At 54.2% G+C, this 25,246-nt stretch carries 19 protein-coding genes and 1 rRNA gene; 7 read left to right on the forward strand and 13 right to left on the reverse strand.

Features of this window, described 5'->3' with window-relative positions; translation table 11 throughout:
• Positions 1 to 69 precede the first annotated feature (69 nt).
• Both PSR63_RS14255 and PSR63_RS14260 read left to right on the forward strand, forming a co-directional pair.
• Entirely contained in the window at positions 70 to 1,593 is a 1,524-nt protein-coding gene (locus PSR63_RS14255; RefSeq protein ID WP_274334117.1) for a sulfatase family protein, read from the forward strand.
• A 9-nt stretch (positions 1,594 to 1,602) separates the two neighbouring features.
• The gene (locus PSR63_RS14260; protein WP_274334118.1) at positions 1,603 to 1,725 is read left to right on the forward strand and encodes a hypothetical protein; all 123 of its coding nucleotides are present in this window, start codon (positions 1,603 to 1,605) and stop codon (positions 1,723 to 1,725) included.
• A 24-nt stretch (positions 1,726 to 1,749) separates the two neighbouring features.
• On the opposite strand, the gene PSR63_RS14265 is transcribed toward PSR63_RS14260, so the two are convergent.
• The 4 genes from PSR63_RS14265 to PSR63_RS14280 form a co-directional block, all read right to left on the reverse strand.
• Entirely contained in the window at positions 1,750 to 2,853 is a 1,104-nt protein-coding gene (locus tag PSR63_RS14265) for an outer membrane protein assembly factor BamB family protein (RefSeq protein WP_338000675.1), read from the reverse strand.
• 65 nt (positions 2,854 to 2,918) lie between these two features.
• Entirely contained in the window at positions 2,919 to 3,788 is an 870-nt protein-coding gene (locus PSR63_RS14270) for a PhnD/SsuA/transferrin family substrate-binding protein (protein WP_274334119.1), read from the reverse strand.
• 70 nt (positions 3,789 to 3,858) lie between these two features.
• Positions 3,859 to 5,133, reverse strand: coding sequence for a hypothetical protein (locus PSR63_RS14275; protein WP_274334120.1), 1,275 nt, complete (start codon positions 5,131 to 5,133; stop codon positions 3,859 to 3,861).
• A 409-nt stretch (positions 5,134 to 5,542) separates the two neighbouring features.
• Positions 5,543 to 7,050, reverse strand: a 16S ribosomal RNA gene (locus PSR63_RS14280).
• Between the two features lie 512 nt (positions 7,051 to 7,562).
• Here PSR63_RS14280 and aroH point away from each other — a divergent pair.
• Both aroH and PSR63_RS14290 read left to right on the forward strand, forming a co-directional pair.
• Positions 7,563 to 7,988, forward strand: a complete 426-nt coding sequence (gene aroH, locus PSR63_RS14285) for a chorismate mutase (protein WP_443111096.1) — start codon at positions 7,563 to 7,565, stop codon at positions 7,986 to 7,988.
• Between the two features lie 363 nt (positions 7,989 to 8,351).
• Positions 8,352 to 9,263, forward strand: coding sequence for a cysteine peptidase family C39 domain-containing protein (locus PSR63_RS14290; RefSeq protein ID WP_274334122.1), 912 nt, complete (start codon positions 8,352 to 8,354; stop codon positions 9,261 to 9,263).
• Here the strand turns inward: PSR63_RS14290 and PSR63_RS14295 are convergent.
• Both PSR63_RS14295 and PSR63_RS14300 read right to left on the reverse strand, forming a co-directional pair.
• Complete coding sequence (locus PSR63_RS14295; RefSeq protein ID WP_274334123.1) at positions 9,260 to 9,844, reverse strand: 5-formyltetrahydrofolate cyclo-ligase; 585 nt, start codon at positions 9,842 to 9,844, stop codon at positions 9,260 to 9,262. The genes PSR63_RS14290 and PSR63_RS14295 overlap by 4 nt on opposite strands.
• Before the next feature lie 21 nt (positions 9,845 to 9,865).
• A complete protein-coding gene (locus PSR63_RS14300) occupies positions 9,866 to 10,444 on the reverse strand; it encodes a hypothetical protein (RefSeq protein WP_274334124.1) in 579 nt (192 codons plus the stop codon).
• Positions 10,445 to 10,671: 227 nt separating this feature from the next.
• On the opposite strand from PSR63_RS14300, the gene PSR63_RS14305 reads away from it, so the two are divergent.
• Positions 10,672 to 14,028, forward strand: coding sequence for a PVC-type heme-binding CxxCH protein (locus PSR63_RS14305; protein WP_274334125.1), 3,357 nt, complete (start codon positions 10,672 to 10,674; stop codon positions 14,026 to 14,028).
• Here the strand turns inward: PSR63_RS14305 and PSR63_RS14310 are convergent, their stop codons facing one another.
• The 4 genes from PSR63_RS14310 to PSR63_RS14325 form a co-directional block, all read right to left on the reverse strand.
• A complete protein-coding gene (locus PSR63_RS14310) occupies positions 14,029 to 15,003 on the reverse strand; it encodes an alpha/beta hydrolase family esterase (protein WP_274334126.1) in 975 nt (324 codons plus the stop codon).
• Between the two features lie 74 nt (positions 15,004 to 15,077).
• Positions 15,078 to 15,854, reverse strand: a complete 777-nt coding sequence (locus PSR63_RS14315) for an SDR family NAD(P)-dependent oxidoreductase (protein ID WP_274334127.1) — start codon at positions 15,852 to 15,854, stop codon at positions 15,078 to 15,080.
• Positions 15,855 to 16,216: 362 nt separating this feature from the next.
• Entirely contained in the window at positions 16,217 to 19,498 is a 3,282-nt protein-coding gene (locus PSR63_RS14320; RefSeq protein WP_274334128.1) for an efflux RND transporter permease subunit, read from the reverse strand.
• A gap of 2 nt (positions 19,499 to 19,500) precedes the next feature.
• Positions 19,501 to 20,853, reverse strand: a complete 1,353-nt coding sequence (locus PSR63_RS14325) for an efflux RND transporter periplasmic adaptor subunit (protein WP_274334129.1) — start codon at positions 20,851 to 20,853, stop codon at positions 19,501 to 19,503.
• A 125-nt stretch (positions 20,854 to 20,978) separates the two neighbouring features.
• Here PSR63_RS14325 and PSR63_RS14330 point away from each other — a divergent pair, with 125 nt between their 5' ends.
• Both PSR63_RS14330 and PSR63_RS14335 read left to right on the forward strand, forming a co-directional pair.
• Positions 20,979 to 21,632 (forward strand): CerR family C-terminal domain-containing protein, encoded by a 654-nt coding sequence (locus tag PSR63_RS14330; protein WP_274334130.1) that lies wholly within the window; start codon positions 20,979 to 20,981, stop codon positions 21,630 to 21,632.
• Positions 21,633 to 21,698: 66 nt separating this feature from the next.
• Positions 21,699 to 22,985, forward strand: coding sequence for a PQQ-binding-like beta-propeller repeat protein (locus PSR63_RS14335; protein WP_274334131.1), 1,287 nt, complete (start codon positions 21,699 to 21,701; stop codon positions 22,983 to 22,985).
• Positions 22,986 to 22,990: 5 nt separating this feature from the next.
• Here the strand turns inward: PSR63_RS14335 and PSR63_RS14340 are convergent, their stop codons facing one another.
• The 3 genes from PSR63_RS14340 to PSR63_RS14350 all read right to left on the reverse strand — a co-directional run bounded on the left by PSR63_RS14340 (position 22,991) and on the right by PSR63_RS14350 (position 25,235).
• Entirely contained in the window at positions 22,991 to 23,419 is a 429-nt protein-coding gene (locus tag PSR63_RS14340; RefSeq protein ID WP_274334132.1) for a response regulator transcription factor, read from the reverse strand.
• Between the two features lie 149 nt (positions 23,420 to 23,568).
• Complete coding sequence (locus PSR63_RS14345; protein ID WP_274334133.1) at positions 23,569 to 24,486, reverse strand: NAD(P)-dependent oxidoreductase; 918 nt, start codon at positions 24,484 to 24,486, stop codon at positions 23,569 to 23,571.
• A gap of 173 nt (positions 24,487 to 24,659) precedes the next feature.
• On the reverse strand, positions 24,660 to 25,235 hold the full coding sequence (locus tag PSR63_RS14350) for a hypothetical protein (RefSeq protein WP_274334134.1): 576 nt from the start codon (positions 25,233 to 25,235) through the stop codon (positions 24,660 to 24,662).
• Positions 25,236 to 25,246: the final 11 nt, after the last annotated feature.

A 25,246-nucleotide genomic window follows, 5' to 3' on the forward strand; every position in this document is an offset into this window, starting at 1 on the left:
CGGGCGAGGTTAAGATAGAAGGCTCTGGTCTTTCCCCTCTGCCCTGCCCTTCTGACTCTCGCTTGAAACATGAATTTTCTAAAACTCTCTGTCGTCTCGCTAAGCCTTTTCGCGCTTTCTGCAACGCTTGGACTTGCCGCCGAGCAAGATAATCCCCAACTGCCGAACGTAATTGTCGTGATGGCAGACGACCTGGGAATTGGCGATGTTTCTGCGACCAATCCGGAATGCAAGATCAAGACTCCGAATCTTGAACAGATGGCGGCCGAGGGCCTCACCTTTCTCGATGCGCATACTCCCAGTTCGGTTTGTACCCCGACTCGCTATGGTCTTCTGACGGGACGATACAACTGGCGTTCGCGACTCGCTCGTGGTGTCTTGAGTGGAACGAGCGAACATCTCATTCCAGCCGATCGCCCCACGCTTGGGCATTTAATGAAAGGGGCCGGCTACCACACGGCCATGTTCGGCAAGTGGCATCTCGGCTGGGACTGGCATAAAGAAAACGGCAAGATTGACTTCACCAAGCCAGTGACCAATGGGCCTGATATCAACGGCTTCGATCAGTACTACGGCCATTGCGGCTCGCTCGATATGCCTCCGTACGTATGGGTCGATACCGGACGAGTTACGGCAGTTCCGGAGCGTGAGGAAGGGGTGACTTCTAAAGAGGATCGTTACGGCTGGTATCGTAAAGGTCCAATTGGTCCCGACTTTGTCATTGAAGAAGTCTTGCCGCACCTGTTTGATAAGTCGATTGCCTACGTCAACGAGCGAGCCAAGCCAGAACACGCGGACCAGCCGTTCTTTCTGTACCTGCCGCTGCCAGCTCCCCACACGCCGATTGTGCCTGTTCCGCCGTTTAAGGGGGCCAGTGGCTTGAATCCATACGGTGACTTCGTCATGCAGGTCGATCATCACATGGGGCAATTGTTCGCTGCGTTGAAGGACAACAAGCTCGACGAAAACACGTTGGTCTTCTTTACCAGTGACAACGGCTGCTCGCCACAGGCAAACTTTCCGTTGCTCTTGGAAAAAGGCCATGATCCGAGTGCGGTCTATCGTGGACACAAAGCAGACATCTACGAAGGAGGGCATCGTGTTCCCTTCATCGTTCGATGGCCAGGACATATCGAAAAGGGACGCAAGACCAACGCGTTGGCGTGCCTGACCGATATCTATTCAACGCTGGAAACGATTACTAATCAGCCTCGCAAGCCGACCGGGGGCGAAGATGGTTACAGCTTGGTGTCGGTCTTTGAAGGCGAAGAAACGTCGGGTCGCGATACGCTTATCAGCCATTCCATCTCGGGGCACTTTGCTGTTCGACAAGGCGACTGGAAACTGTGCTTGTCGCATGGGAGTGGTGGGTGGAGTGATCCAAGAGAGCCTTCGGCGATCAAGCAAGGCTTGCCTGCGATGCAGTTGTTCAACTTGAGCTCTGACCCCGGCGAACAAGAGAACCTGGTCGAAAGCCATCCCGAAAAGGTCAAGCAGCTTCTGGAATTGCTTGAAACGCAGGTCGAACAGGGACGCTGCACGCCAGGTGAAAAGGTGGAAAACGACCGTAAGATCACGTTCCAGGTTAGATAACGTGGAAGGATGCATGACGAATCGTATCAACGAGTCGAACTGAATCTCGATTGGGACGTCCTGGCGAAGACCACGCGCTTTGCGATTCCGCAGGTGCGAACTCCGGTTCAGTTCAATTTGGAAGGCGAGTAATTCGTCAGCTTCGTACTGCTTCGCCTACGGAGACAATTGCAGACAGGTCAGTTCCGCTCCGCTGCGAAGGAAAAGCCGGTCACCCACCAATGCTGGGTGAGAGAAGGCATCGATCTTTTCTTCCGAAAACGCGAGGCGGGAAAGAACCGGACAATCGTTGGATGTCGCGTCGACGAGCAGTATTTGTCCGTCACCGACGACCAGCAAGCGATTGTCACTCGCGATGATCGCTCCGTAGTCTCCCAGAGCCTCGTCACGTACCCGTGCAAGTTCCCGCAAGTCTTCTGAGAGATCCAGGCAGAAAAGAAAGCGATTGACACAGAAGACGCGGTTCCCGACGACCACTGGCGAACTCATGTCGGGGCGGAGCTTCCTGTTTTCCATGACCGGCTGGGGATCGATCGTGCCGTCTTCCTGGAATTGGTAGAGCCGCGTGCCGTTGTTCTCGGTAGTGATCAGAAGTTTGTCACCGATTTGAACGGGAGTCGGTACGTTGAAGTCTCCTTCAATCACCGGCTCCAGCCTCCAGAGCCGTTTGCCGGTAGCGACATCCCAGCCGCCCAGGGTTGTTGCGTCGTGTCCAACAATCTGTTTTCGCCCGCCGAACGAACCGATGATGAGTGAACCGTACGAAGGCGCAAGGCCCGGGGATTTCCATACCAACGTACCATCGGACAAATCAAAGGCGACCAGGGAAGCGTCGGTGCCGCCAGCCTGAACTATGACCTTGTCTTCTGTGATTAACGGGGAACCGCAGTAGCCCCAGGGCAGTTCGCCATCAAACTTGAACTCGGACTTCAGATTGTGTTTCCAAATGATCTTGCCGGTGGCAAGCTGAACACAGTGCAGGTCTCCCATAGCACCCAGGAGAATAACTTTGTCGTCGACAATGCTCGGCGTGGCACGTGTCGACAAACCGTAGTCAAGCGTATCGACCGCCAGATATTCGAGATTCCACACCGGGTTGCCAGTCCGGGCATCCAAACACTGAAAAACGTCCTGGAAGTCGTCGAAATCTCGATAGCCCAGAATCACGTAGCGATCATTTGCAGCGATGCCTCCTAAGCCGTTGCTGGAAAGCGAAGCCTTCCAAATCGCATTTGGTTCCGCCGTCAGGGAATCGGGCAGCTTGGGATAGCGGCCATCGCGATTGGGGCCACGCCAGCCATTCCAAGCAGGTGAGTTGTGGCTAGTTACTTTTTTTTTACGGAGCTATCTTTAGTGTCTAAGGGAACGAATCCGATGAGCGTTTCTAGTTGGGCGCAAAGCTCAGGTTCAGTAAGCACGTCCATGAGTGCCTGCTTGAGTTCTTTCTTTTCGTTTGGACCCACGTGGTGGGTAGCAAACGCCGTAATGAAAGGAACCATCTTCGTCTTGCCGATGACGCGAAGGTCTCCTTTCTTGATGGTGCCGCAACCTTCCAAAAGTGGTGCTGCGTAGCTTGAGATGACGGCTGCTCCTTTGGCGTCGTCTTTCAACTCCAGAATCTTACATGCCCCGTCACTGCATGCCTGTGAAATCTGAAGCGTGTTAGGTAGCTTCACGCCGGCATCGTTCAACAATTCGATTGCTGCCTGGTGCTTTTCCTCGGCTTCGCTTGCTCCGAAATAGATTTGATACCCTTGAAGGTCGGCCGGCTTCTGAGCTGGATCATCCCGGCCAACGACGATCATGCCGAACTGCGTGGTCGATCCATCCTTGTCCGTCAGACGGCCCAACGGCGTGACCCTGAGATCACGCGTTTTCGCATCGAATCGAACAACCGAGTCTTTGCCGATGATCAAATCGATAGTGCCTCCGGCGAGGTCTTCCTGCTTGAGCGATTCCAACGACTCGACAAACAATAGATTGATCGACCGATCCAGTTTTGCCTCAAGAAAGGCCTCGAGGTGCTCGTACTTGCGCTGGGCGTAACCTTCGACGCAAGGACAAGACAAGGGGGCCGCCAATGGGTCCATGACGACCATGGTCAAAGCCTTGGTTTCGGCAGCTTCGGAGCGTAGAGCCAAGACGGAACAAGTGACCAGAACGGCCAACACGACGATACGTAGTTGGAATCGCATGAGCAAACTCTCGCGAATATCGAGAAGAGGGAATCGAAGGGACAACGAAAATGCTACGAGAGAAATCGCACTAGGTCTCTGCCGATGTAACCTCCGTGGAAGGTTCTGTCGGGGATTCGGCCTTACGCTTCATAACCACAATGTGGTTTCGCGTGATGTCCAGCATGTAGACGGTATCGTTGTCAGGCGAAACGGCAATGGAAACGTTCTTGCAGCCCGGTACCAACTTGACGTCGCCGACATATTCTTTGAACTCACCTTTTGGCGAGAAACGAGTGATGCGACCCGTATTCGATTCGGCCGTATAAATATCGCCGTCTCGGTTGAAGCCAACATTCATCGGATTGCAGCAACTGGTGAAACCATCTCTGCCGGAGCGATCACGTTTGCCCCATTCCGTGACCAACTCGCCATTGGGCTGGAAACAGGCCACACGATGTCGGGCATTCTCAGCCACATAGATGCCGGACTCGCACGCCTGGACATCCATTTGGCTGCAGCAGCCGCGCAACTCGGTGACGACTTTTTCGCCGCCGGTAAAGTCCAGGGACGTTTGCCAGACTTCAAACCGATAGCCCAAAGTGGCAGGAGTGGCAATGTAAACGTGCTTGCCGTCGGTGCTGATCGATGCGATGCGAAGTTTGCGAACCTTAATAGACTTGAGTGCTTGCTCAATTTTCGCCGTGTTGTCAGGCTTCTCTTTCGACTCAGCTGCTTCGTCTTCCTGCTTCTTCCGTTCTTCGAGTTTCTCGACGTTTTCTGGCAGGATTTGCAGGAGACGAATTTCCTGTTCGTTGAGCTCTTCTGTCTTCTGCTTCTCTTCTAGCTGCGCGATCATCCGTTTGTACGACTCGATGATCGTTCCCAGGCTGGCGATAGGCCGATTAACCTGAGTTTCAGCCTCTTTTCGCAAGGCTACTTCGTTTTCCTGAACCGCAATGGCATGCGGGGAATCCGCTTCCTTCAGCAGCTTGCCTTCCGACGAAAAGCGGAGTAGTTTTCCGTGACCGGCAACGAGAATGGTGCTGTCAGGAGCCGTGTTGATCGCCTCAGGTTTGATGGAAACAGCCCACGAAGTAATAAGTTCGCCGTTTGCGTCCATCACGCGGATCTCGCCGGGGCCGCTTCCACAGGCCGCGAGAATCTGACCTTTGGTATCGAGACAGAATGCGTTGAGCTTGGATGTTTTGGGGACTTCAATCAAGTTGACTTGTTCGTGCGTTGACTTCTCATCAATGTCAATCGGTTCTTCGATGGCAGGGGGGGCCGGTGACTCCGCCGCGGCAACCAGGTTTCCTGAAAGCAGTAGCAAAGTAATTCCCACGGCAGCAACAAAACGCGACATTTCAAGCTCTCCCTGCAAAAGATAAGAAGTGGACCAGATCTTTAGAAATAGAATCACCATTATTCCGTTATTCAATATTTCGCACAACGAAATAAGCAGCCGAGACAAGCGTTTTGCGCGAATTACTACATTGCTTGTCCGGGGCTGATATAGGACAAACTAGGGGAAATCCCCAGAAATTTAGAAGCTAAGGAAGAACGGTATCAGGACACAGATGATTTGATCGCGTTACAGAGTTCGAGTAGCCCGTCAACATTCCCATCAGCGCATGAAAAAACCTCTTCGAGCGTTAGCTCGAAGAGGTTCTTCAATATAAATAAGGTAGTGACTTGCTTGAGGGATAGTGGTCGTCCCACTTGAGGTTCGTATTGGGTTCGTGAAAACCACTTGAACCAAAAGTTTTCCTTAGAAAGGAGGTGATCCAGCCGCAGGTTCCCCTACGGCTACCTTGTTACGACTTAGTCCCAATCGCGGAGTTCACGTTCGGCGCCTGCCTCCCGAAGGTTAGCTTAGCGACTTCGCGTGCACCCCACTTTCGTGGCTTGACGGGCGGTGTGTACAAGGCTCAGGAACATATTCACCGCGGTATGCTGACCCGCGATTACTAGCGATTCCGGCTTCATGCAGGCGAGTTGCAGCCTGCAATCCGAACTGAGCAACACTTTTTGGGATTTGCTAGATCTCGCGATTTTGCTTCCCTTTGTATGTTGCATTGTAGGACGTGTGCAGCCCTAGTCATAAAGGCCATGAGGACTTGACGTCATCCCCACCTTCCTCCGGTTTAACACCGGCGGTCTCTCTAGAGTCCCCGACATTACTCGCTGGCAACTAGAGATAAGGGTTTCGCTCGTTAAGGGACTTAACCCGACATCTCACGACACGAGCTGACGACAGCCATGCAGCACCTGTGCAAAAGCTCTCCGAAGAGCACTCTCCCCTTTCAGGGAGATTCTTAAGCATGTCAAGACTAGGATAAGGTTCTTCGCGTAGCCTCGAATTAAGCCACATCCTCCACCGCTTGTGTGAGCCCCCGTCAATTCTTTTGAGTTTCAGCCTTGCGACCATACTCCCCAGGCGGAGCACTTAACACTTTCGCTACGACCGAGAAACTGTGGGAGGTCCCTCGATCCAGTGCTCATCGTTTACAGCTAGGACTACCGGGGTATCTAATCCCGTTCGCTCCCCTAGCTTTCGTGCCTCAGCGTCAGAAGAGACCCAGTGAGCCGCCTTCGCCACCGGTGTTCCTGATGATATCAACGCATTTCACCGCTCCACCATCAGTTCCGCTCACCCCTATCTCCCTCAAGCCATGCAGTTTCAAACGCAGTTCCACGGTTGAGCCGTGGGATTTCACATCTGACTTGCATGGCCGCCTACGCACCCTTTAAGCCCAGTAATTCCGAATAACGTTCGGTCGGTTCGTCTTACCGCGGCTGCTGGCACGAACTTAGCCCGACCTTCCTCTGAGGTTTGGTCAAAATTTCCTTCCCTCTGACAGCGGTTTACAACCCGAAGGCCTTCATCCCGCACGCGGCATCGCTCGGTCAGACTTGCGTCCATTGCCGAAGATTCTCGACTGCAGCCACCCGTAGGTGTCTGGGCAGTGTCTCAGTCCCAGTGAGACGGGCCACGCTCTCACGCCCGCTAACCATCGTCGCCTTGGTAAGCCATTACCTTACCAACTAGCTAATAGTGAGCAGACCCATCTCCAGGCGCCGGAGCTTTGATCCGTAGATGTTATTGGGCATTACCGCCAGTTTCCCGACGCTATTCCCAGCCTGGAGGTAGGTATCTACCTGTTACTCTCCCTTTCGCCGCTGTCCCCTCGAAAGCAAGCTTTCTTGGTTCTCGCTCGACTTGCATGCCTAATCCATGCCGCCAACGTTCATTCTGAGCCAGGATCAAACCCTTCAATTAAATATTTGCTTAACCAAGACGACCGAAGCCGAATCAGTGTGTTAGCAAGTTAGCAATCGAAAATGTTTGAACTAGCTACTAGATTTCAAAAAAATTGAACTAGCTTGAGTTCAAATTGTGATCGCCTCTCCAAGACTGCAAGCAATCTCAAAGAAGCACAACCACTATTGTTCTCAAACAGAGGTCACTACCAAATTGTCAAAGATCAAAAGCTTTCGCTTCTCCCTGTCGGCGTCAGTCGCTTCAGGTGAGACGGTATATCCTATCGCTTCTTGGTCTGGCGTCAAAGGGGCTCACCGGGTTTTTGTTTGGAAAAGATGAAATCAAGTTGTAAGGTCCTGCCGTAAAACACATTACGACGATGCGAATTCCGGGGGAACGTTTCCCTTTTCGCTTCGGTTGGACTCAGCGACCCTGTAAACGTTGGCTTGGATCTTGTATTTTACGAGTGGTGAAGCGTGTGTATTGCTGAAGCCTTATTTTGGTTGCCATAGAAGAAGGGCATGAATGTCATGATTTGTCGTGGAGTTCGCGGTGCGACTACCGTTACGCATAACGATCGAGACGAGATCCTCGAAGCGACTCGGCAGCTATTGGCCCTCATGATTCGCCAGAATGGAATCGACCCAAAGGATGTGGCCAGCGCCATATTTACGGTGACCAGCGATCTCGACGCGGAGTTTCCGGCGCTCGCCGCACGTCAAATCGGCTGGATGGATGTTCCCCTGATCTGCACGCATGAAATCAGTGTCCCAGGCTCATTGCCGCGGTGCTTGCGAATTCTCCTGCACTGGAACACGGATAAAGCCCAGAACGAAATCCACCATGTCTATGTGCGCGATGCTGTCAGGCTCCGCCCAGATTTGTGCCAGGTTCCTGAGATTGATTGGAAAGAACTTGAGCAGTGGATCGAGCAGCAGATGGCGGGAATGAAGTAAGGTCTGATTTATAACCTGTGTTATGGTAACAGGTTAATCTCTTTGTTCTACTGGCGTTCGGCTAGCACTTGCGGAGTGTTGGCACTCTACTTGCTTCTTATTTGTTGATGAGATGCCCCTGTGTCGAGTGGGGCAGCTGCCCACTGTGTGGGCATTTTTTGTGCCTGACTTGCCGGAAAAGGCTTCGAAAAACCCTGTATTATCGCGGAGAACCGAGTCATTTGTCTATGGTCTTCATCAGAAGTTAACGATACTATTGTTAATACCTCATCTGTGATCGATTGACACGGCAAATGCCCCTCTGCCGGACATCCATATTCAACTCCAGGGTGTGGCGTTTAGCCATTAATAAAGGAGGCTCGTATGCAGGATGTAATCGCGGGCTACTTCATCGTAGGCATCGTCAGCCTAGGTGGATTCTTCGCTACACGAGCGTGGACCAAGGAATGGTCGGTGTTCGCTCTGAACCAATTTGCGATCATCGTGATTGCCATCGTCGGCCTCTATACGGCTTTTGTCTGGGAAAGCCTGTTTCTCACTGAGCTACTGCCGTTCTCAAACTTAATCATCCTTAGCAACATCTATCCCTTGGCTGCACTCGTGCTGGCCGCGATCGCTTCGAACCGCTTGCGTGAGCAAGGGTGGCGACGTGTTATTCCAATGACTGGCCTCCTGGGAGCTGGTGTCTGGTCCTTGGCTTATCCCGTGATGGGGCAGGCACCTGAGTGCCGGATGAATTGGGATTCGCAAGGTATTTGTTACCAGACGACAGACCAAACCTGTACCGCTGCTTGCGCCGCGACCCTGCTGAACTACTACGATATCGTGGCCACGGAAGAAGAAATGGCCGAGTTGTGTTTGACTCGGCAGGGAACTTCGTGGAAGGGCTTTTACCGAGGGCTGAAGCTCAAAACGAAAGATACGTCCTACCAAGTACGCATGGACTACCTCACGGCTGATCAGCTTGCCGCCTCACGACGACCCGTTGTCTTGCGTGTCGGAAAACGAGCGTGGTTCGGCAGTGGTAATGCCGCCGGTTTGCCCGAAGGATGGAAGGTTGGAGAGATCCACTCGGTTGTCTGTCTCGGACAGATTCGAGGCTACTATGTCATTGCCGATCCCAACCCTGACATTGGCATCGAGTTCTGGAGCGAGGAAGAGTTGCTGAAGGTGTGGGACGGCCATAGTGCGCGGCTTGAACGCAGCTACGAAGGTCCGGGATTCAAAAACACGCTAAGCGGACTAGAGAACGTCCACGCTTTGGTGGCTCGTTAAGCTTCTGTCGAGCAGCGAATCGACTGTGTCTCAGTGACTAAGTGGTCGACTGGAATATCGTGGGCTTCGCTGGGAAGTTTTGGAAAGATCTGGCAATCGAATGCCAAGCCAATCTTTTGGCACTCGCCGCTGAGTTTCTCAAGGAGGCGATCAAAATAGCCTTTGCCGTACCCGATTCGGTTGCCACGGCGGTCGAATGCGACGCCAGGCATCACAACGGTATCTAAGTTTTCGGGGGAGACATTATGCTCGTCGCGAAGTGATGGGATGGGTTCCTTGATGCCGAATGCACCTTGCTCAAGTTGCTGCAGGTCGGTGAGTCGGAAGAGGCCGAGCTCATTATTGGTCAGGCAATAGGGGACTACGACGTGGCCCTTCTCAAGCAGCAGTTCCTCCAAGATACCTGCCGTTCTCACTTCGTTGCGGACGCTTACATAGACCAGCCAGTTGGAGTCCTTACGAATGGGAAACTCCGTAAGAAGTCGGCGGTGAATCGCGTTACTTCGCTGGCCGCCGTCATCGAGTGCCTGGCGTCGAGCGATTGCCTGACGGCGAATAGCGTTCTTTTCTAATGGATCCATGTCTGCCGTGGATAATTCCAACTAACCGAACAGAGCCATCGTCAGACGCATGCCGGTGAACCAAAGGTAGAGACTTGCAACCGTGCGGGTGAGCGCCGAAAGCAAGGACAATATGGAAAGGCCAAACCCTACCCAGCGAGCTTTGGAGCGTCGATGGGATAACAGGTATACATTCGAGATAACGGCGACCGCTGCCAGTAGCACACCGAAAATCGAATAGTAGCAAACAACGTTTGCCAGGAAAGCGAGAGCGGAACCGCCAAGGCTTGGGTAGTCCAGCGGAAGCGAATCTAAATAACTCTTGATCTTCGGAACTAACGCCTGTGAGTGAATTGGGATTGCTTCCACCTCATCACTCTCTTCTTCGATGATCGCTTCAATGGGTTCATCTTCTTCGGCTTTTTCAGGCGTGAGGTAGAGCGCCAGAACAGGAGCCCGGCGGATGGGCGGAACTTGAAGTTGAATCGTTTGGGTCGAACCAGACCCGTCGAGTGTCGAAGTCCGAACCGTTTCGCTACGAATGAATGGCGTGCCGCATTTCCAGCAGCGGTTGACTGCTCCCATGAGCTCTTCACCGCAGTTGCTGCATATGACACTCATTGGTGGGGCCTGAGTCGAGAGGGTATTGGTTGGGCTTACGTGAAAAAGTATATAGATTCGCGCATATCTGCAATCTTGTGGAGCCGTGCAAAACGGACTACTCTAAAAAGTTTACCGCGAATAGCCAAATATTCTCCTATTCATAGTCAGCCTCCTGAAAAAAAGCGGGAAAACTCCCTGCCCATCGACAAGTGTTCTCAGGGGACACCATTTCTATCGTGAGAAGTATGTTGAATTTGAAAAGCGTGAAGGTTCTGTCTCGTTCTTGGGTGCTCTTGGCTCTGACTTGTATGGGTGGCTCGCCGCTACATGCTGAAGTGCCTGAGCCAGAAGTTCCTCAACTTGCTCCCGCATCTGACGAGGGCGAGAATGCGATCTCCGGATTCAAGGTGCCTGAGGGTTTCAAGATGAGCCTCTTCGCGGCCGAACCGATGACCGCGAACCCGGTGGCATTTTGCCTGGACGATTTCGGACGCGTCTATGTCGCGGAAACCTACCGCCAAGGCCAAGGGGTCGAGGACAACCGCGGTCATAATTATTGGTTGATCGACGATCTCTCGGCTCAGTCCGTTGCCGACCGTCGAGCATACATTCTGAAGCATCATCCGGAAGCGGCTCAAAAATATACTCAGCATGACGATCGAATTCGCATGTTGGTCGATACCGATGGTGATGGGAAGGCCGACGAAGACACAGTCTTTTCTTCCGGCTACAACGACATCGTTGAAGGAACCGGAGCTGGCGTGTTGGCACTCAACGGTAGTGTTTACTACACCAACATTCCTCACGTGTGGAAGTTGAAAGATGTCGATGGGGATGGTGTTGCCGATGAAAAGAAGTCCCTCAGCGAAGGGTACGGAGTTCGATTCGCATTTCGAGGTCACGACTTGCACGGTTTGACCCTTGGCCCCGATGGCAAGATCTACTTCAGCATCGGTGACCGCGGCTACAACATCGAAGTCAATGGAACTCGACTGAAAGATCCAGGCTCCGGAGCCGTGTTCCGCTGCAATCCGGATGGATCGAACTTGGAGGTCTTCTGCACAGGGCTTCGTAACCCTCAGGAGCTTGCATTCGACGATTTCGGCAATCTCTTTACTTGCGATAACAACTCGGACAGTGGTGACCAGGCCCGGTGGCATTACCTGGTGAAAGATGGTCACACCGGCTGGAATATGGCTTACCAATACCTGAGTGACCGTGGACCTTGGAACCGAGAGAAGCTGTGGCATCCGCACCACGAAGGTCAGGCCGCTTACATCGTTCCACCGATTGTTAACATTTCGGATGGTCCCAGCGGTCTGGTCTACTACCCAGGCACCGGCTTTGGAAAGCAATACGATGGAACATTCTTTCTCTGCGACTTTCGGGGCGGCCCCGCAAACAGTGGCATTCGGACCTTCCGCATGGAAGCCAAGGGAGCAGGCTACGACTTGGTCGACTCTGAGCAATTCCTCTGGAAGTGCCTGGTTACCGACGTTGATTTTGGCCCAGACGGTGCGATGTATGTTAGTGACTGGGTCGATGGTTGGACTGGTTTGAATAAGGGTCGCATCTATCGCTTGACCAAGGATAATCCTGAAGACGCGGAGCTAATCGCGGAAGTGAAAGCATTGCTTCCGAGCGATTTCACGGCGAAGTCGGACGACGAGTTGAAGACGCTACTCAGCCATGCCGATCGGCGCGTTCGCATGAAAGCACAATTTGCCCTGGCTGCTGGCGACAAGCTCGATATCCTCAAGGCAGTGGCCGCCGACAGCGATCAGTCCCAGCTGGCCCGGCTGCATGCAATTTGGGGCATCGGACAGATTGCCGAAGGAGAAGCCAAGATCGCGGATCGCGTGAAGACCGTCGAGCTGCTTTCGACGCAACTCGTGAAAGACAAAGACCCAGAAGTCCGGGCACAAGTAGGTCGCGTGCTGGGAGAGCTTCGCGTGATCTATGGGCTTCCTGTATTGCTGGAAGACGAGAACCCACGCGTTCAGTACTTCGCCATGATCGGTCTGGGCAATGCCGGGCCTCATGGAGATCCGAACCAGGTGATCGATCGCGTGGCTGCGATTCTGGCTAAGAATGCCGATCAGGATCCTGTCTTGCGACACGGCGGCATTATGGCCATGGCCGGTATGCGAAGTCTTCAGTCTTTGGCCGACTTGGCAAATCATCCTTCCGCCAGCGTACGCATTGCGGCCGTGGTTGCTTTGCGTCGGCTCGAAAGCCCGACGTTGGTTCGTTACTTAACCGATGGCAATGAGCTGGTGGTTCTGGAAGCGGTTCGTGCTATCCACGATCTGCCGATGGAAAATGCTCTGCCTCAGGCAGCTCGATTGATTGATGCAGGCTGGAAGAATGACGCGCTGTTGCGTCGCGTGCTCAATGCCAACTTCCGCTTGGGAGATAAAGAGAACGCCGAGGCACTGGCTCGTTTCGCAGCGCGAAGTGATATGCCTGAGGCGATGCGGTTGGAATCGCTGGCCATGCTGGAAGCCTGGGAGAAGCCAGGGCAGTTGGATCGCGTGATCAACTTCTACCGCCCACTGGAAGAACGGGATCGAGCGGTTGCCAAGGAAGCTTTGGCGTCCGCGTTGCCGAAGTTGTTAACCACCGACGAAGCTGTTCGTAACAAAGCTGCCAAGCTGGCTGCTTCGTTCGGCATCAAAGAGGTTGCTCCTGTGTTGATTGGCTTGGCAACCGATGATAAGCAATCGGCCGAAACAAGGGCCGACGCGATTGCCGCTTTGGTAAGTGTTGATGCCGACAAAGCGCTGCCAATCGTCCTCGAGGCATTGAATTCAGACAAGCCACTGGTCCGAGCTGTTGCACGCGATCAGGTCGCGAAGCTGACCCCCGATGCCGCAGCTAAGACTCTTGCCGATGGTATTGCTGCCGATTCGACGATCGAACGTCAGAAGGCTTTGGCAGCTCTGGCTAGTTTGAAGCCAATGGGTGGTGGCGAGATTGTTGCTTCGGCGATGGAAAGCCTGCTTTCCGGAAAGTTGCCAGAGGATACGCGTCTGGATGCGATCGAAGCGGCAACCGCATTCAAGGATTCGGCAGAAGTCTCGTCATTGCTTGAGAAGTATCGTTTGTCCCTGGATCCAGCTGACCCGTTGGCCGAATATCGAGTCGCACTTGCTGGTGGCGACTTCGAGCGAGGACGCAAGATTTTCTTCGAGAAGACGGAAACCTCGTGCGTTCGCTGTCACCGTGCCATGGGGACAGGCGGTCGCGTTGGTCCAGAACTGGATGCCCTGGGGCAAACGAAGACTCGTGAATATCTGCTCGAGGCAGTCGTTCAGCCGAATGCCAAGATTGCCGAAGGCTTTGAATCGATTCTGGTCCTTACCATCGACGGTCAGACCTACTCCGGTGTTCTCAAGGAAGAAACGGATGAAGCCGTCAATCTGGTCGATGCCGATGGCAAGCTAATTACGATTCCGCAGGACGATATCGAGGGGCGCAAGAGTGCCAAGAGCCCGATGCCTGAGGATATCTACAAGCATCTGTCGAAGTCGGAACTGCGCGACCTGGTCCAATTCCTGGCGAGCCTGAAGAAGGATGGCTCGGCGGCCGGCCACGAATAATTACTTCGTGCTGTTCTCGAAGAACTTCCAAAGCTCGGCGGTTGCGTCGAGCTTGCTGGTGATCGGGCCAATCAAGCGAGGTGGCAAGTTTCGGGTTGCACCTGGCCATTGATGACCGTGGCCGTGTAGGTAAAGAATGGTCAGCTCGGGACCATTCTTTTTCGACCGATAACGAACTTTCTTGATTTCGTCGTCATCCGAAACGATTGTCGGTTCTGTCTCGCAGTTGATCGCCTGGGCCCAATTCTTCATAAGATCGGCAACGGGGGGAGTCGTTCGCGTGCCCCAAGGAAGCGAGGATTCTCCTCCTTCGATCGGCAGCACAGGATCAGCCATTCCGAAGATAAAAAGTGTCGGCAGCGGTTTGGTTGGTTTAGGGTCTTCAACCGCGACCATGCCTGCCACGGTACCAATCGCCACGAGCCGATCGGCCATCTCGGCCCCAAGGCGGAAGGTCATCCCGCCACCGTTACTATGCCCGGTGGCGAAGACGCGTTTTTTGTCGAAAGGGACCTTCTTGGCAAGGTCATCCAGCAGCAGGCGAATGTAGGCGACGTCGTCGATCTTGGACCGCGGTGAGCCTTCGCGGAGTTGTCCTGAGTTCCATAGCGGTGGATTCGCTAGGAAGTTGCTGGGCAGACGCGGCCTGGCCGGCAGTCCGTTGGGAGCGACAACGACAAACCCTTTTTCATCGGCCAGTTTGGCCCAGTTGTCGTGGTGCAAGATCGACTCGGCACCGCCCCCTGCTCCATGCATGGCGATGACTAAGGGAGGAGGTGTCTTCGCGTTGTAGTTTTTGGGGATATGAACCAACGCAGTCCGAGTATAGCCATCGGACTCGGTTTCGATCTCAAACTCACCAGCTATGGGTGGGAATGGGATTTCAGCTGCTTGAAAGTCGTTGCCACCCCAAAGCAGCCAGCCGGCAACTCCAGTCACAAGAAGGATCACAAGCCAGCGACGACGATGGAACATGGCAACCTCGCAAGGGTAACGGGTGATTGGTTACCTGGTATTACCTGCGAGATTGCCTGTCGGTTTCGGAAGATTTACGTTCCCAGGATGACACCGCCATCGACTCGGATGGCTGCGCCGTTGGTGGCACTGGATAAGGGAGAGCAGTAATACGCGGTGGTGTTAGCAACCTCTTCGACCTCCGCAAATCGCTGGATGAGCGAAGTTGGCCGGCCATGGTTGAAGAAGTCTTTCTCGAATTCTTCCTTCGATTGCTTGGCTTCTTCGGCCAGTTCTTCAACAAATCGGGACACGCCTTCCGACGCGGTTGGGCCTGGTAAAATCGCATTCACGGTCACGTGCGTCCCTTTGGTCAGTCGGGCGATACCGTTAACCAGGGAGATGTTCGCGGCTTTGGTCATACCATAATGAATCATCTCGGCAGGAATCTGGACGCCACTTTCGCTGGAGACAAACAAGATGCGGCCCCAGTTGCGTTCGAGCATTCCTGGCAAGACGGCACGGGTGAGACGCACTCCGGACATGACGTTCACCTGGTAGAAACGTTCCCAGTCCTCGTCGGGGATATCTGTGAACTCTTTTGGTTCAAAGATTCCCGCGTTGTTGACCAGGATGTCGATTTGTCCTGCCTTTTCGAGCAGTTGGTTGCAGCCTTCAGATGTGGAGACATCGGCGGCGATGCCCCGCGTGTTGTGCCCGATCGCTTGGGCCGCGGCCTCGGTAGACTCGTCGCTGCGTCCATTGACGATGACGTTCGCCCCTTCCTTGGCTAGAACCTCGGCAATTGCGTAGCCAATCCCTTTGGTCGAGCCAGAAACCAGGGCGTTCTTGTTCTTCAGTTGAAGATCCATGAGATCGTCTTTCTAGCAAGTAGTATGAGAAATCGAAGGCGACACCGAGACGAGCCTTCGTCGAGTCGGTTGCGTGAATTCAGCGGGAGCCTGCCTTAATTCTACGGCGACACGGCACGAGCAGGCCAAACTCGTGCGGGATCGTAAAAGGCCCGTTGATGACTCAGTCGAGTAAAGAAGGTGCAATCCTGGACAGCTAGTACCACGCGATTTCTAACGCAGGATTGACACTTGACTATTTTTGATGCATGGGCTCGAAGCCGAGTTACAGGTAACCAGCTCAGAAAACGAAGCATTCTCAAGCAGTTTGGCTTTACAGCCAAAGCGTACTTTGTTGTCGCACCGACTGATTCAAACAGCCATTAATGCGACGTTCCAACAGAAGATTCTTCGAGCTTGCCAGGCGAAGTAAATGCATGAGCTGGTTGGGCGTCAGGCTCGTGGTAGTCGCGTTCCTCACTCAGGATTGTTCCAGGGGCGAAGAACTCGATGAAGCTTACCTTGATCGAGTAACCCACGGGAACCAAAAACAGCACCAGGACCGTTGCGAAGATTTCACCGAAGGCAATGCTCGTTGCCATCGGAATCAGAAGTTGAGCTTGAAGCGAGGTCTCTGTCAAAAGTGGCGAGAGGCCACCCACGGTCGTAATGGTGGTCAGCAGGACAGGGCGAAATCGCCGTGTACCAGCTTCCAGGAGTGCTTCCTTGAGCGGCATGCCGGCGTGTACCCGTTGATTGATGAAGTCAACCAGCACGATGGAGTCATTGACGACAATCCCGGTAAGCGCGACCAGGCCGAACATGCTGAAAAAGGTGAGCGGAATGCCCATGATCGCATGACCAGCGACAGCTCCGATCGCTCCGAAAGGAATAATGGCCAGGATCAGAAGCGGCTGGAAGTACGATTTGAATTCAAACGCAAGCAGCATGAACATGGCCACCAGAGCCACAATGAATCCATTGAAAAGGCTGCCCATCGACTCACTGCGTTGTTCGTTCTGTCCTTCCCAGGAGACGTGGATGCCAGGGTATTCTTTCAAGAGCTTGGGGATAAAATCGGCTTTGATACCGGCAACAATTTCGACTTCGTTGCCATGCTCGGGATCAATGTCGGCGGTAATCTTGATGGAACGCTTTTGCTTGACGCGATTAATCTCAGAGTAGCCACGAACGATGTCGACTTCGGCGAGTTCCGTGATCGGGCGCTCGATCCCGTCGTTCATGCGAATGCGGATATCGTTGAACGATGCCAGGCGATGGCGATCCTCTTGCGGGTAGCGCACCATGATTTTGACTTCGTGGCGACCCCGTTGCACTCGCATCACTTCCTGGCCGTAGAATGCCGCCCGAACGGTCTCGGCCAGATCGGCGGTTCGCACGCCTAAAGCCTGGGCGTCTGGCTTGATGCGGAAGCGATATTCCCATTTGCCTGGGATGGAGTCGTCGGCGATATCAATCAGCCCCGAGTAGGTCTCCATGTGGGCTTTGGTCTTCTCAATCGCTTCCTCGAGCTGATCCATGTGATCGCTATCGGCCAGCAGGCGAAACTCGATTGGGGTCGCACCTGGCCCCATCGCTTGCGAGGCAATCGTTAGGGACTCGGCACCAGGGACAGCGCCAAGTTCTTCTCGCCAGGCGGCAACGATGTCCATGCTGCTGATTTCACGCTGCTCGGTATCTTGCAGCTCAATCTCGACGCTCCCGACATGACTGCCGCTGGCCTCGTTCGCATTCGCTCCCGGAGGACCACCATTGGAGACTTGCGATCCCACGGTGCGGAAAGAAACTTGCCCCAGGCTCTCGCCTTCCGGCGAAAGTCGTTCGTTGACCACCCAGAAGGCATCTTCAATGCGTTTGGTCCATTGCTGTGTGACGCGTTCCGGTGTTCCATCAGGGAAGGTCACCTGGGCTTGGACCGTGTTGCCGTCGAGTTTCGGAAAGAACTCGATCGGGGTCAGCCCGGAGCGGACGATGGCAAACGTCACCAGGATCGCCGCCACACCACCTCCGCACACGATGATTCGATTGTGCAGGGCCCAGTACAAACAGGGTTGATAGACGTTCCGAATGAACCATTCCAGAATCTTTGTGGTGGTATCGCTGGCCCAATGAACGATCGGCAATAGCCAGGCAAAGATAAACAGCGCCCAGCCCAGGAACTTCATGAAGCCGTCGTTCTTGTGGGCCAAGTGGCACGGCAGGATCGTGAGACACTCGAAGAGCGATGCGATCAAAATGGCGATAATCGCCATTGGCATCACCGCCATGAATTTGCCCATCACGCCACTGACGAACAGCAGCGGCATGAAGGCCATGACGGTCGTCGCGGTCGACGAAGAAACGGAACTCATCACTTCCGACGTGCCATCGACGGCCGAGTCCATGAAGGACTTGCCCATGAGCCTGTGTGCGTAGATGTTTTCTCCCACGACAATCGCATCGTCCACCACGATGCCCAAGGCCATCAGAAAACCGAACATGGAAATCATGTTCATCGTTTCCCCGGCGGCAAACAGGTAAATCCCCGCCGCGAATAGGGAGAACGGAATGCCCATCGAAACCCAGATGGCCAGTTCGAGATCCAGGAACAAGATCAAAAGCACGAAGACGATGATCAACCCGTAGATCGCGTTTTCGATCAGCAGGTTCAAGCGTCCGCGGACTTCGACCGACTGGTCGCTCCAGGTCAGCATTTCGTAGCCGCTGGGCAGCTGTTTCTCGGCCACATAGTTCTTGACCGCGTCGACCATTTTCAGCAGGTCTTCATCTGAGGCCCGCGAAATGGTCATCGCCATCGCTGGCTTGCCTTGGATGTAGGCTCGAGACGTGGTGTCGGCCAGTTCGTCACGTACGGTCCCCAAATCGGAAATCGTAAGAACAGCGCCATCCAATTGGGTAATCAAAGGAAGCTTCGCAATGTCGTCCCCGGTGGTGCGGCGATTGTTGCCCCGCAGCAAGACTTCCTGCGACTCACCGCGAATTGTGCCCGCAGGTAATTCACGGTTTTCCCGGCGAATGATCTCGGCCACGTTGTTGAGCGTTAGCCCGTGCGATCGGAGCGTCGATTCGTCGATTTCGACATCAATCTGGTAATCTCGATTGTTGATGAAGTCGACCTGAGAGACGCCGTCCAGCTGAAGCAGTTCGTCACGAACTTTCTCAGCGACCGCACGCAATTGCAGCTGGGCTTCTTCGGAATCAAACTCGGGGCCGATCACCCCGACACGAATGGCCGGACGACGCGTAGTAACCCGGCGCACTTCGGCGTCTTCGGCTTCTTCGGGAAAGCTGGGGATGCGATCGATTTCCGAGCGAACTTCGTCCAGCACGCGATCCGGGTTCAGAACGGACGAATGCAACTCGATAACAACACTTCCGGCCCCTTCAGCGGCAACGGAAGTAACCTTCTTGATGCCGTCGAGCGAGCGAACGGCTTCTTCAATCTTTTGGCAAATCCCTTCTTCAACTTCCTGCGGGGCAGCTCCCGGGTAGGGGACCTGGACGAGGATCATGTCGAGATCGAAGTCGGGGAACGTCTCGCGATGCATCCGCGAAAGCGAGACAAAGCCGACCAAGACCGCGGCGACCATCAGGATATTCATGGCGGGCGTGTTGGAGATCGCCCAGCGAACAATACTTTTCATGGTTATTCAACCACCTCGACTTTCGCACCGTCGAAGGGGGCCGACAGGGGCGAGACAACAACCTGTTCGCCAGGTTGAATTTTCCCTTCGCCCGCATACACCAGAGCGTCTTCATCGTTGCTGACCGCCACCGAGATTTCTCGGCGTTGTAGTTCCCCATCTTTGACAACCCACAGCCGATTGCCAGGGTAAACGGCCGGCACCGGGACCGAGACCAATGGGCTTCGCGGATTGACGTGGACATCGACCTGAACGTACATGCCCACCATGAGCGTCGGAACTTCGACCAACGTGTCGACCTCTCCATCGTCGGTGACGCGCTGAACATGAAGTGGATCGTCGACTTGAACGCGACATGGAATCATCCGTGTTTGCTGGTCGATCTGGCCGCCGTCGTAGCGGGTCAGTTTTCCGTCCCAGACGTACACCTCATTGCCAATCCGATACCTTACCGTCACTGGTGTTTCCGGCAGTTCGTAGGCTCCGCGTTTCTTTGTCTCGGTGGAACCGGTCGACGATTCCCAGAGCCACTTCATCTGATGGGCTTGCAGGCTGCACTTGATTTCCAGTTTCGAAGTATCACGGATCGAGCAGATTACCGTTCCTTTTTGGAGGTAACTATCTTGCTCCACGTTGTCTTCAACAACCACTCCGTCGATCGGCGAACTGATGGTCGTACGGCTGAGTTGCAGTTGGGCAGCTGAGATTTCCGATTTCGTGCGATCACGCACATTTTCCAGACGGGTTTTGGTTGCTTTGAGCAGCGCTAGTTGGTCGCGTTGTGTTTGCAGCGTTGTCTTAGCGGTGAGCTCGGCTCGCAGGGCATCGTCCAGGCTCGACTCGGTCGTGGCGTTGCGACTAACGAGGCTTCGAATACGGTCCGTCGAGCGGGTCTGAATTACCAGGTTCTCGGAAGCCAGCTCGATCTGTCCCTCAGCCGCGGCAATTTGAACATCCATTTCGGCGATGTTGTCTTCGGCCTGTTCCAGGTCCTCTTGCAGGCGTTCCAATTCCAGGTCATAGTCGCGACGATCGATCAAGACGATCGGTTCGCTGGCGGTGACCGTACGGCCGATGCGAAGCTTGTCCGATTTTTCGATGACGCGGCCGGCGACTTCCGCGGCTAACTGAATCTCGCGATAGGGAACGACAACGCCATCGACCTGGAAGGTGATTCCCGAGTCATGCGGCTGGACGGTTTGGATTTCGACAAGTCGAATGTCCTCAGGGGGCGGCTGATCCGACTCGGTCTTCGCTTGTCCCAAGAAGATAACGGCAGCAACCCCGCCTCCCACCAAACAGAGGGAGATGAGGGATTTCAGGACTAGCTTTAAAATGCCGGAAAACTTCGACATGGAGCGTTCTCAGATGCGAGGACGAGTGATTTGCTAATTTGATTAGCTACGTTAGTATTAAACACGTGTTTAACTCGATAGTATCGCCGCATTCCTAAAAAAACAATCGCAAGACACGAAAATTCATGAGTTCGTCACCGCCGGACGCCAAAGATCGCCTGCTGGAAGCAGCCATTCAGGAGTTTGCCCTGCATGGTTACGACCATGGTACGGTTCGCCGTATCTGTGGTCGCGCAGACGTGAACGTCAACGCGGTGAAGTACTACTTCGAGGATAAGAAGGGGCTGTATATCGAAGCGGTGAAGGAAGCGCACCGGGCTCGACATCGATCGATGGCTCCGAGTGGCTTTATTCCTCCGGGGGACAGCCCCGAGATAGCTCCCGAGGTCCGATTGCAGGGCTTCATTCGCCAGATGGTTACCATGGCCATGTCTGCCCAGGATCGAATCGATCATAAGCATTTGCTGATCTTTCGCGAAATGGCCGATCCATCGGAGGCAACCCAGGACATTGTGCAGGAATTCATCCGTCCTCACTTCGAACGATTGAATGACATTTTGAAGGAGCTTCTGCCGGAGGGAACGCCGGAAGGGGATCGCCATATGTTCGCCTTCAGTGTGGTGGGGCAATGTATGCACTACAAAATGGCGGGACCGATTATCAATATGCTCATCTCTCAAGACGAGCTTCAGGCACTAACTGCGGATCGTGTAGCCGATCACATTTACCAGATAGTGACCGCGGCGATTCAGCAAAGAAAACAAACAGATTCCGCTTGATTTTCCCTGGTCGATCCTTCACGCTGCTGGCAGTTGCCCTTCTCGTGTTTGCCTGGGAGTGAAAGCATGCGACGACTTGCCTGTCTTGGGATACTGTTCTCTATCTGCATGACCGCAATGGCCGATGACTGGCCGCAGTGGCGTGGTCCTAACCGTGACGGCATATGGCGGGAACGAGATATCATTCGTGAGTTTCCCGAGGAAGGTCTACGTCGCGAGTGGACGGTGCCGATCGGAGCTGGCTACAGCGGCCCCGTGGTTGCCGACGGCTATGTCTACGTAACCGACCGTGTTATCGAACCGGAGCAGAAAGAACGTGTCCACTGCGTCGACCTGGCCAACGGGCGAAAACTGTGGAGCTTTGAATATCCGTGTGCCTATTCCAACATCGGCTATACGGCTGGCCCTCGGGCATGTCCTTTGGTCGATGACTCGAACGTTTACACATTAGGTGCGATGGGACATCTGCATTGTCTGGATGCCATCACAGGCGACAAGATCTGGTCGCGTGATCTTCAAAAGGACTACAAGATTCGGATGCCCAACTGGGGAATCGCGGCGGCACCTCTGTTGTGGCGAGACCTGTTGATTCTGCAGATTGGTGGTGCCGAAGGGGCCTGTGTGATCGCCCTGGATAAAGAGACCGGCGAAGAAGAGTGGCGGGCCTTGAATGATCGTGCGTGCTACTCTTCCCCCATTATGATCGAGCAGGCGGGACGTCCCACGGTACTGGTTTGGACCGGCGACAGTGTTGCGGCGTTAGATCCTAAGGATGGTGATGTTCGCTGGCGATATCCCTGGGCACCAAAAAATATGCCGATCGGCGTTGCGACACCGGTGGTGCATGACGACCGCGTGTTTCTTACTTCGTTTTATGACGGCGCGTTGATGCTCAGAATCAAGCCGGACGAGTTTGGTTATGAAGTGTTGTGGCATCGCGTTGGTCGTTCAGAAAACGACACCGACGGGCTGCATTCGATTATCAGCACGCCGGTTTTCGAGGGGGACTACATCTACGGCGTCGATAGCTACGGGCAGTTCCGATGTCTTGATGCTGCCAACGGCGATCGTGTTTGGGAAGATCAAACGGCCGTCCCCAAGGCCCGCTGGAGCACGATCCATTTTGTAAAACATGGCGATCGTTATTTCATGTTCAACGAGCGAGGCGAACTGATTATTGGCCAGTTGTCTCCCGAAGGGTTTCGCGAAATCGATCGGACGAAGATCATTAGCCCGACACGTGATCAGCTTTCGCGTCGCGATGGAGTGTGCTGGTCGCATCCCGCGTTTGCCGAGCAGTGCGTGATTGCTCGTAACGACAACGAACTGGTTTGCATTAGTCTCGAAGACTAGACGCGTTACCAGGCCTGAGCATCGTTGACGGCTTGTTCCAGAATCGCGACAACCGTGTTCGGATCGTACGGCTTACGCACGTAGAAGCGTGCTCCACTGCGACGAATTTGACGAACCGTATCTTCGCTGCCGTTGGCGCTGAGGATGATGATCGGGATCTGGCTCGTCTGCGCGGCGTCGGTTAATTGCGAGCAAACATCCAGCCCGCTTGAGTCCGGGAGATTCACGTCCAAAAGAATGGCCATGGGACGTTCTTTGAAGGCAAGCCGAACGCATTCGTTCCCTTTGTGGGTAACGATCGGGTCAAAGCCTCGCTTCTTAACGAAGTGAGCTAACGCCTCACAAATATCAGGCTCATCGTCGCAAATGAGAACTTCACCGCGGAATTGGAAATCGGTGAGTTCCTCCATTTGAGGAATGGCATCCGCAATCATTATCTTGGCCCCTGTTTGCGTTTCGCCGGTGCTTACAGTCCATCGTGCACTCAAGCTTTGCCTATGGGCCGATGTTGTCAAAACGCAACAGTTGCGAAAAGGCAACGTTTTTTGCAGGGGCCAGCCGGATAACCGTTAAAGTCGAACGGTTAACGATTCTTCCAATCGATGTCATTCAATTGGCACAACGCCAGTTCCAGGGCGTGCGTACCGAGTCGACCGTGGCCTTGGGCTTTTACAGCCTGGTAGAGTTGTTCGCCCAGAGAAAGACCCGGAAGAGCGATTCCCATCTTGCGGGCTTCAGAAAGTGCGATGCCCATGTCCTTGATGAAGTGCTCGACAAAGAAGCCTGGGTCAAAGTTGTTGTCGATGATACGTGGCCCCAGGTTGGTAAGAGACCAACTGCCGGCCGCACCCGATCCCACGCTCTTGAGGACTGTGTCTAAATCGAGCCCCGCCTTATAGCCATAAAGCAGTGCTTCGCAGACGCCAATCATGCCAGTGGCGATCAATGTTTGATTGACCATCTTGGTGTGTTGCCCCGCCCCGGGACCACCTTGGCGAACAATCGTTTTGCCCATTGCTTCCCAGCAAGGATTGAGCGCGGTAACGACTTCCTCTTCCCCGCCGATCATGATCGAGAGCCGAGCTTCTTTCGCACCGATGTCACCACCAGAGACCGGCGCATCGACACTGTAAACGCTTTGGGCTTGGGCGGTCTCGGCTATCTCGATGGCCAGGGTCGGCTCGCTGGTCGTCATGTCGACGATGATGTTGCCTGGCTTACTGCCTGCCAAAATGCCCTCGTCACCGAGAATGACACTGCGAACATCTGCCGGAAAACCAACGATCGTGAAAACCACGTCACTGGCCTCGGCAACTGCCTTGGGGGTATCGGCCCACTGCGCACCCTTGTCGAGCAATCCACTGGCTTTCTCTTGGGTGCGATTGTAGACGGTTGCCGAGAAGCCCTTGTCGATCAGATGGCCGCACATGCTGGCGCCCATAACGCCGGTGCCGATCCAGCCGACCTTGGTTTTTCCCGGAACAATCTCAATGCTTGGCATGGTAGAGGCCTTACCTAGAAGGGGCTATTCGAGTGGGCTTGCTTTCGAGTCGAAGCGATGCTGTGCACCGAGGATTGTAACACAGCATGTCGAGTCACTTTAGACCCAGATCGATGCGAAGAAGATCTCTGTCCACCCGTGAAAGTGCACGACGAAATTCACGTTGCCGTGCGTTACCGACGCGGTACCTGTGGGCGATTCATGATCTCGCCGAGAATGAACGCGTTACGAACCTGGGTAGGATCGCGGAACATGGCCGCGATGGCTGCTCCAGCATCGGATGAAGAAGTAGTCGCTTCTGTATCGTAGCTGAAGGTCTCTGACTCGTAGTGGTTTTCTTCTACTGCCGGCTCGACGGGCAGGTCGGTAGCGTACGGCTGCTTTTCAACATGCCGCTCGGGTTCTGGATGCGTCGTGTCGATTGTCGATTCAAGGTGATGATCCCTGAGCGACTCATGCGCCGACTCGGCTGCAACGAACTCTTCCTCGTGGTACTCATCAGCCGACTGAGCTGGAACTCGCGATGAGGAAGTGCTCCCGCCGCCGCGACTCTGCTCCAGGAACTCTTGAATCTCACGTTCCAGGTCGGATTGAGGTTCTCGCCTGCGACGTTGTCCGCGATCGTCTTGCACGGCTTTCCCTCCTAACAATTGAAGCAAATAGGGGCCGACCATAAAGATCACCACCACGCCGATACGGATCAGCAGTTCAATGGCGTCGACGTCGGCTAGTAAATTCCAAAATCCCACAAATGTTGTCC

Source organism: Bremerella sp. P1, assembly GCF_028748185.1.
Classification (GTDB): domain Bacteria; phylum Planctomycetota; class Planctomycetia; order Pirellulales; family Pirellulaceae; genus Bremerella.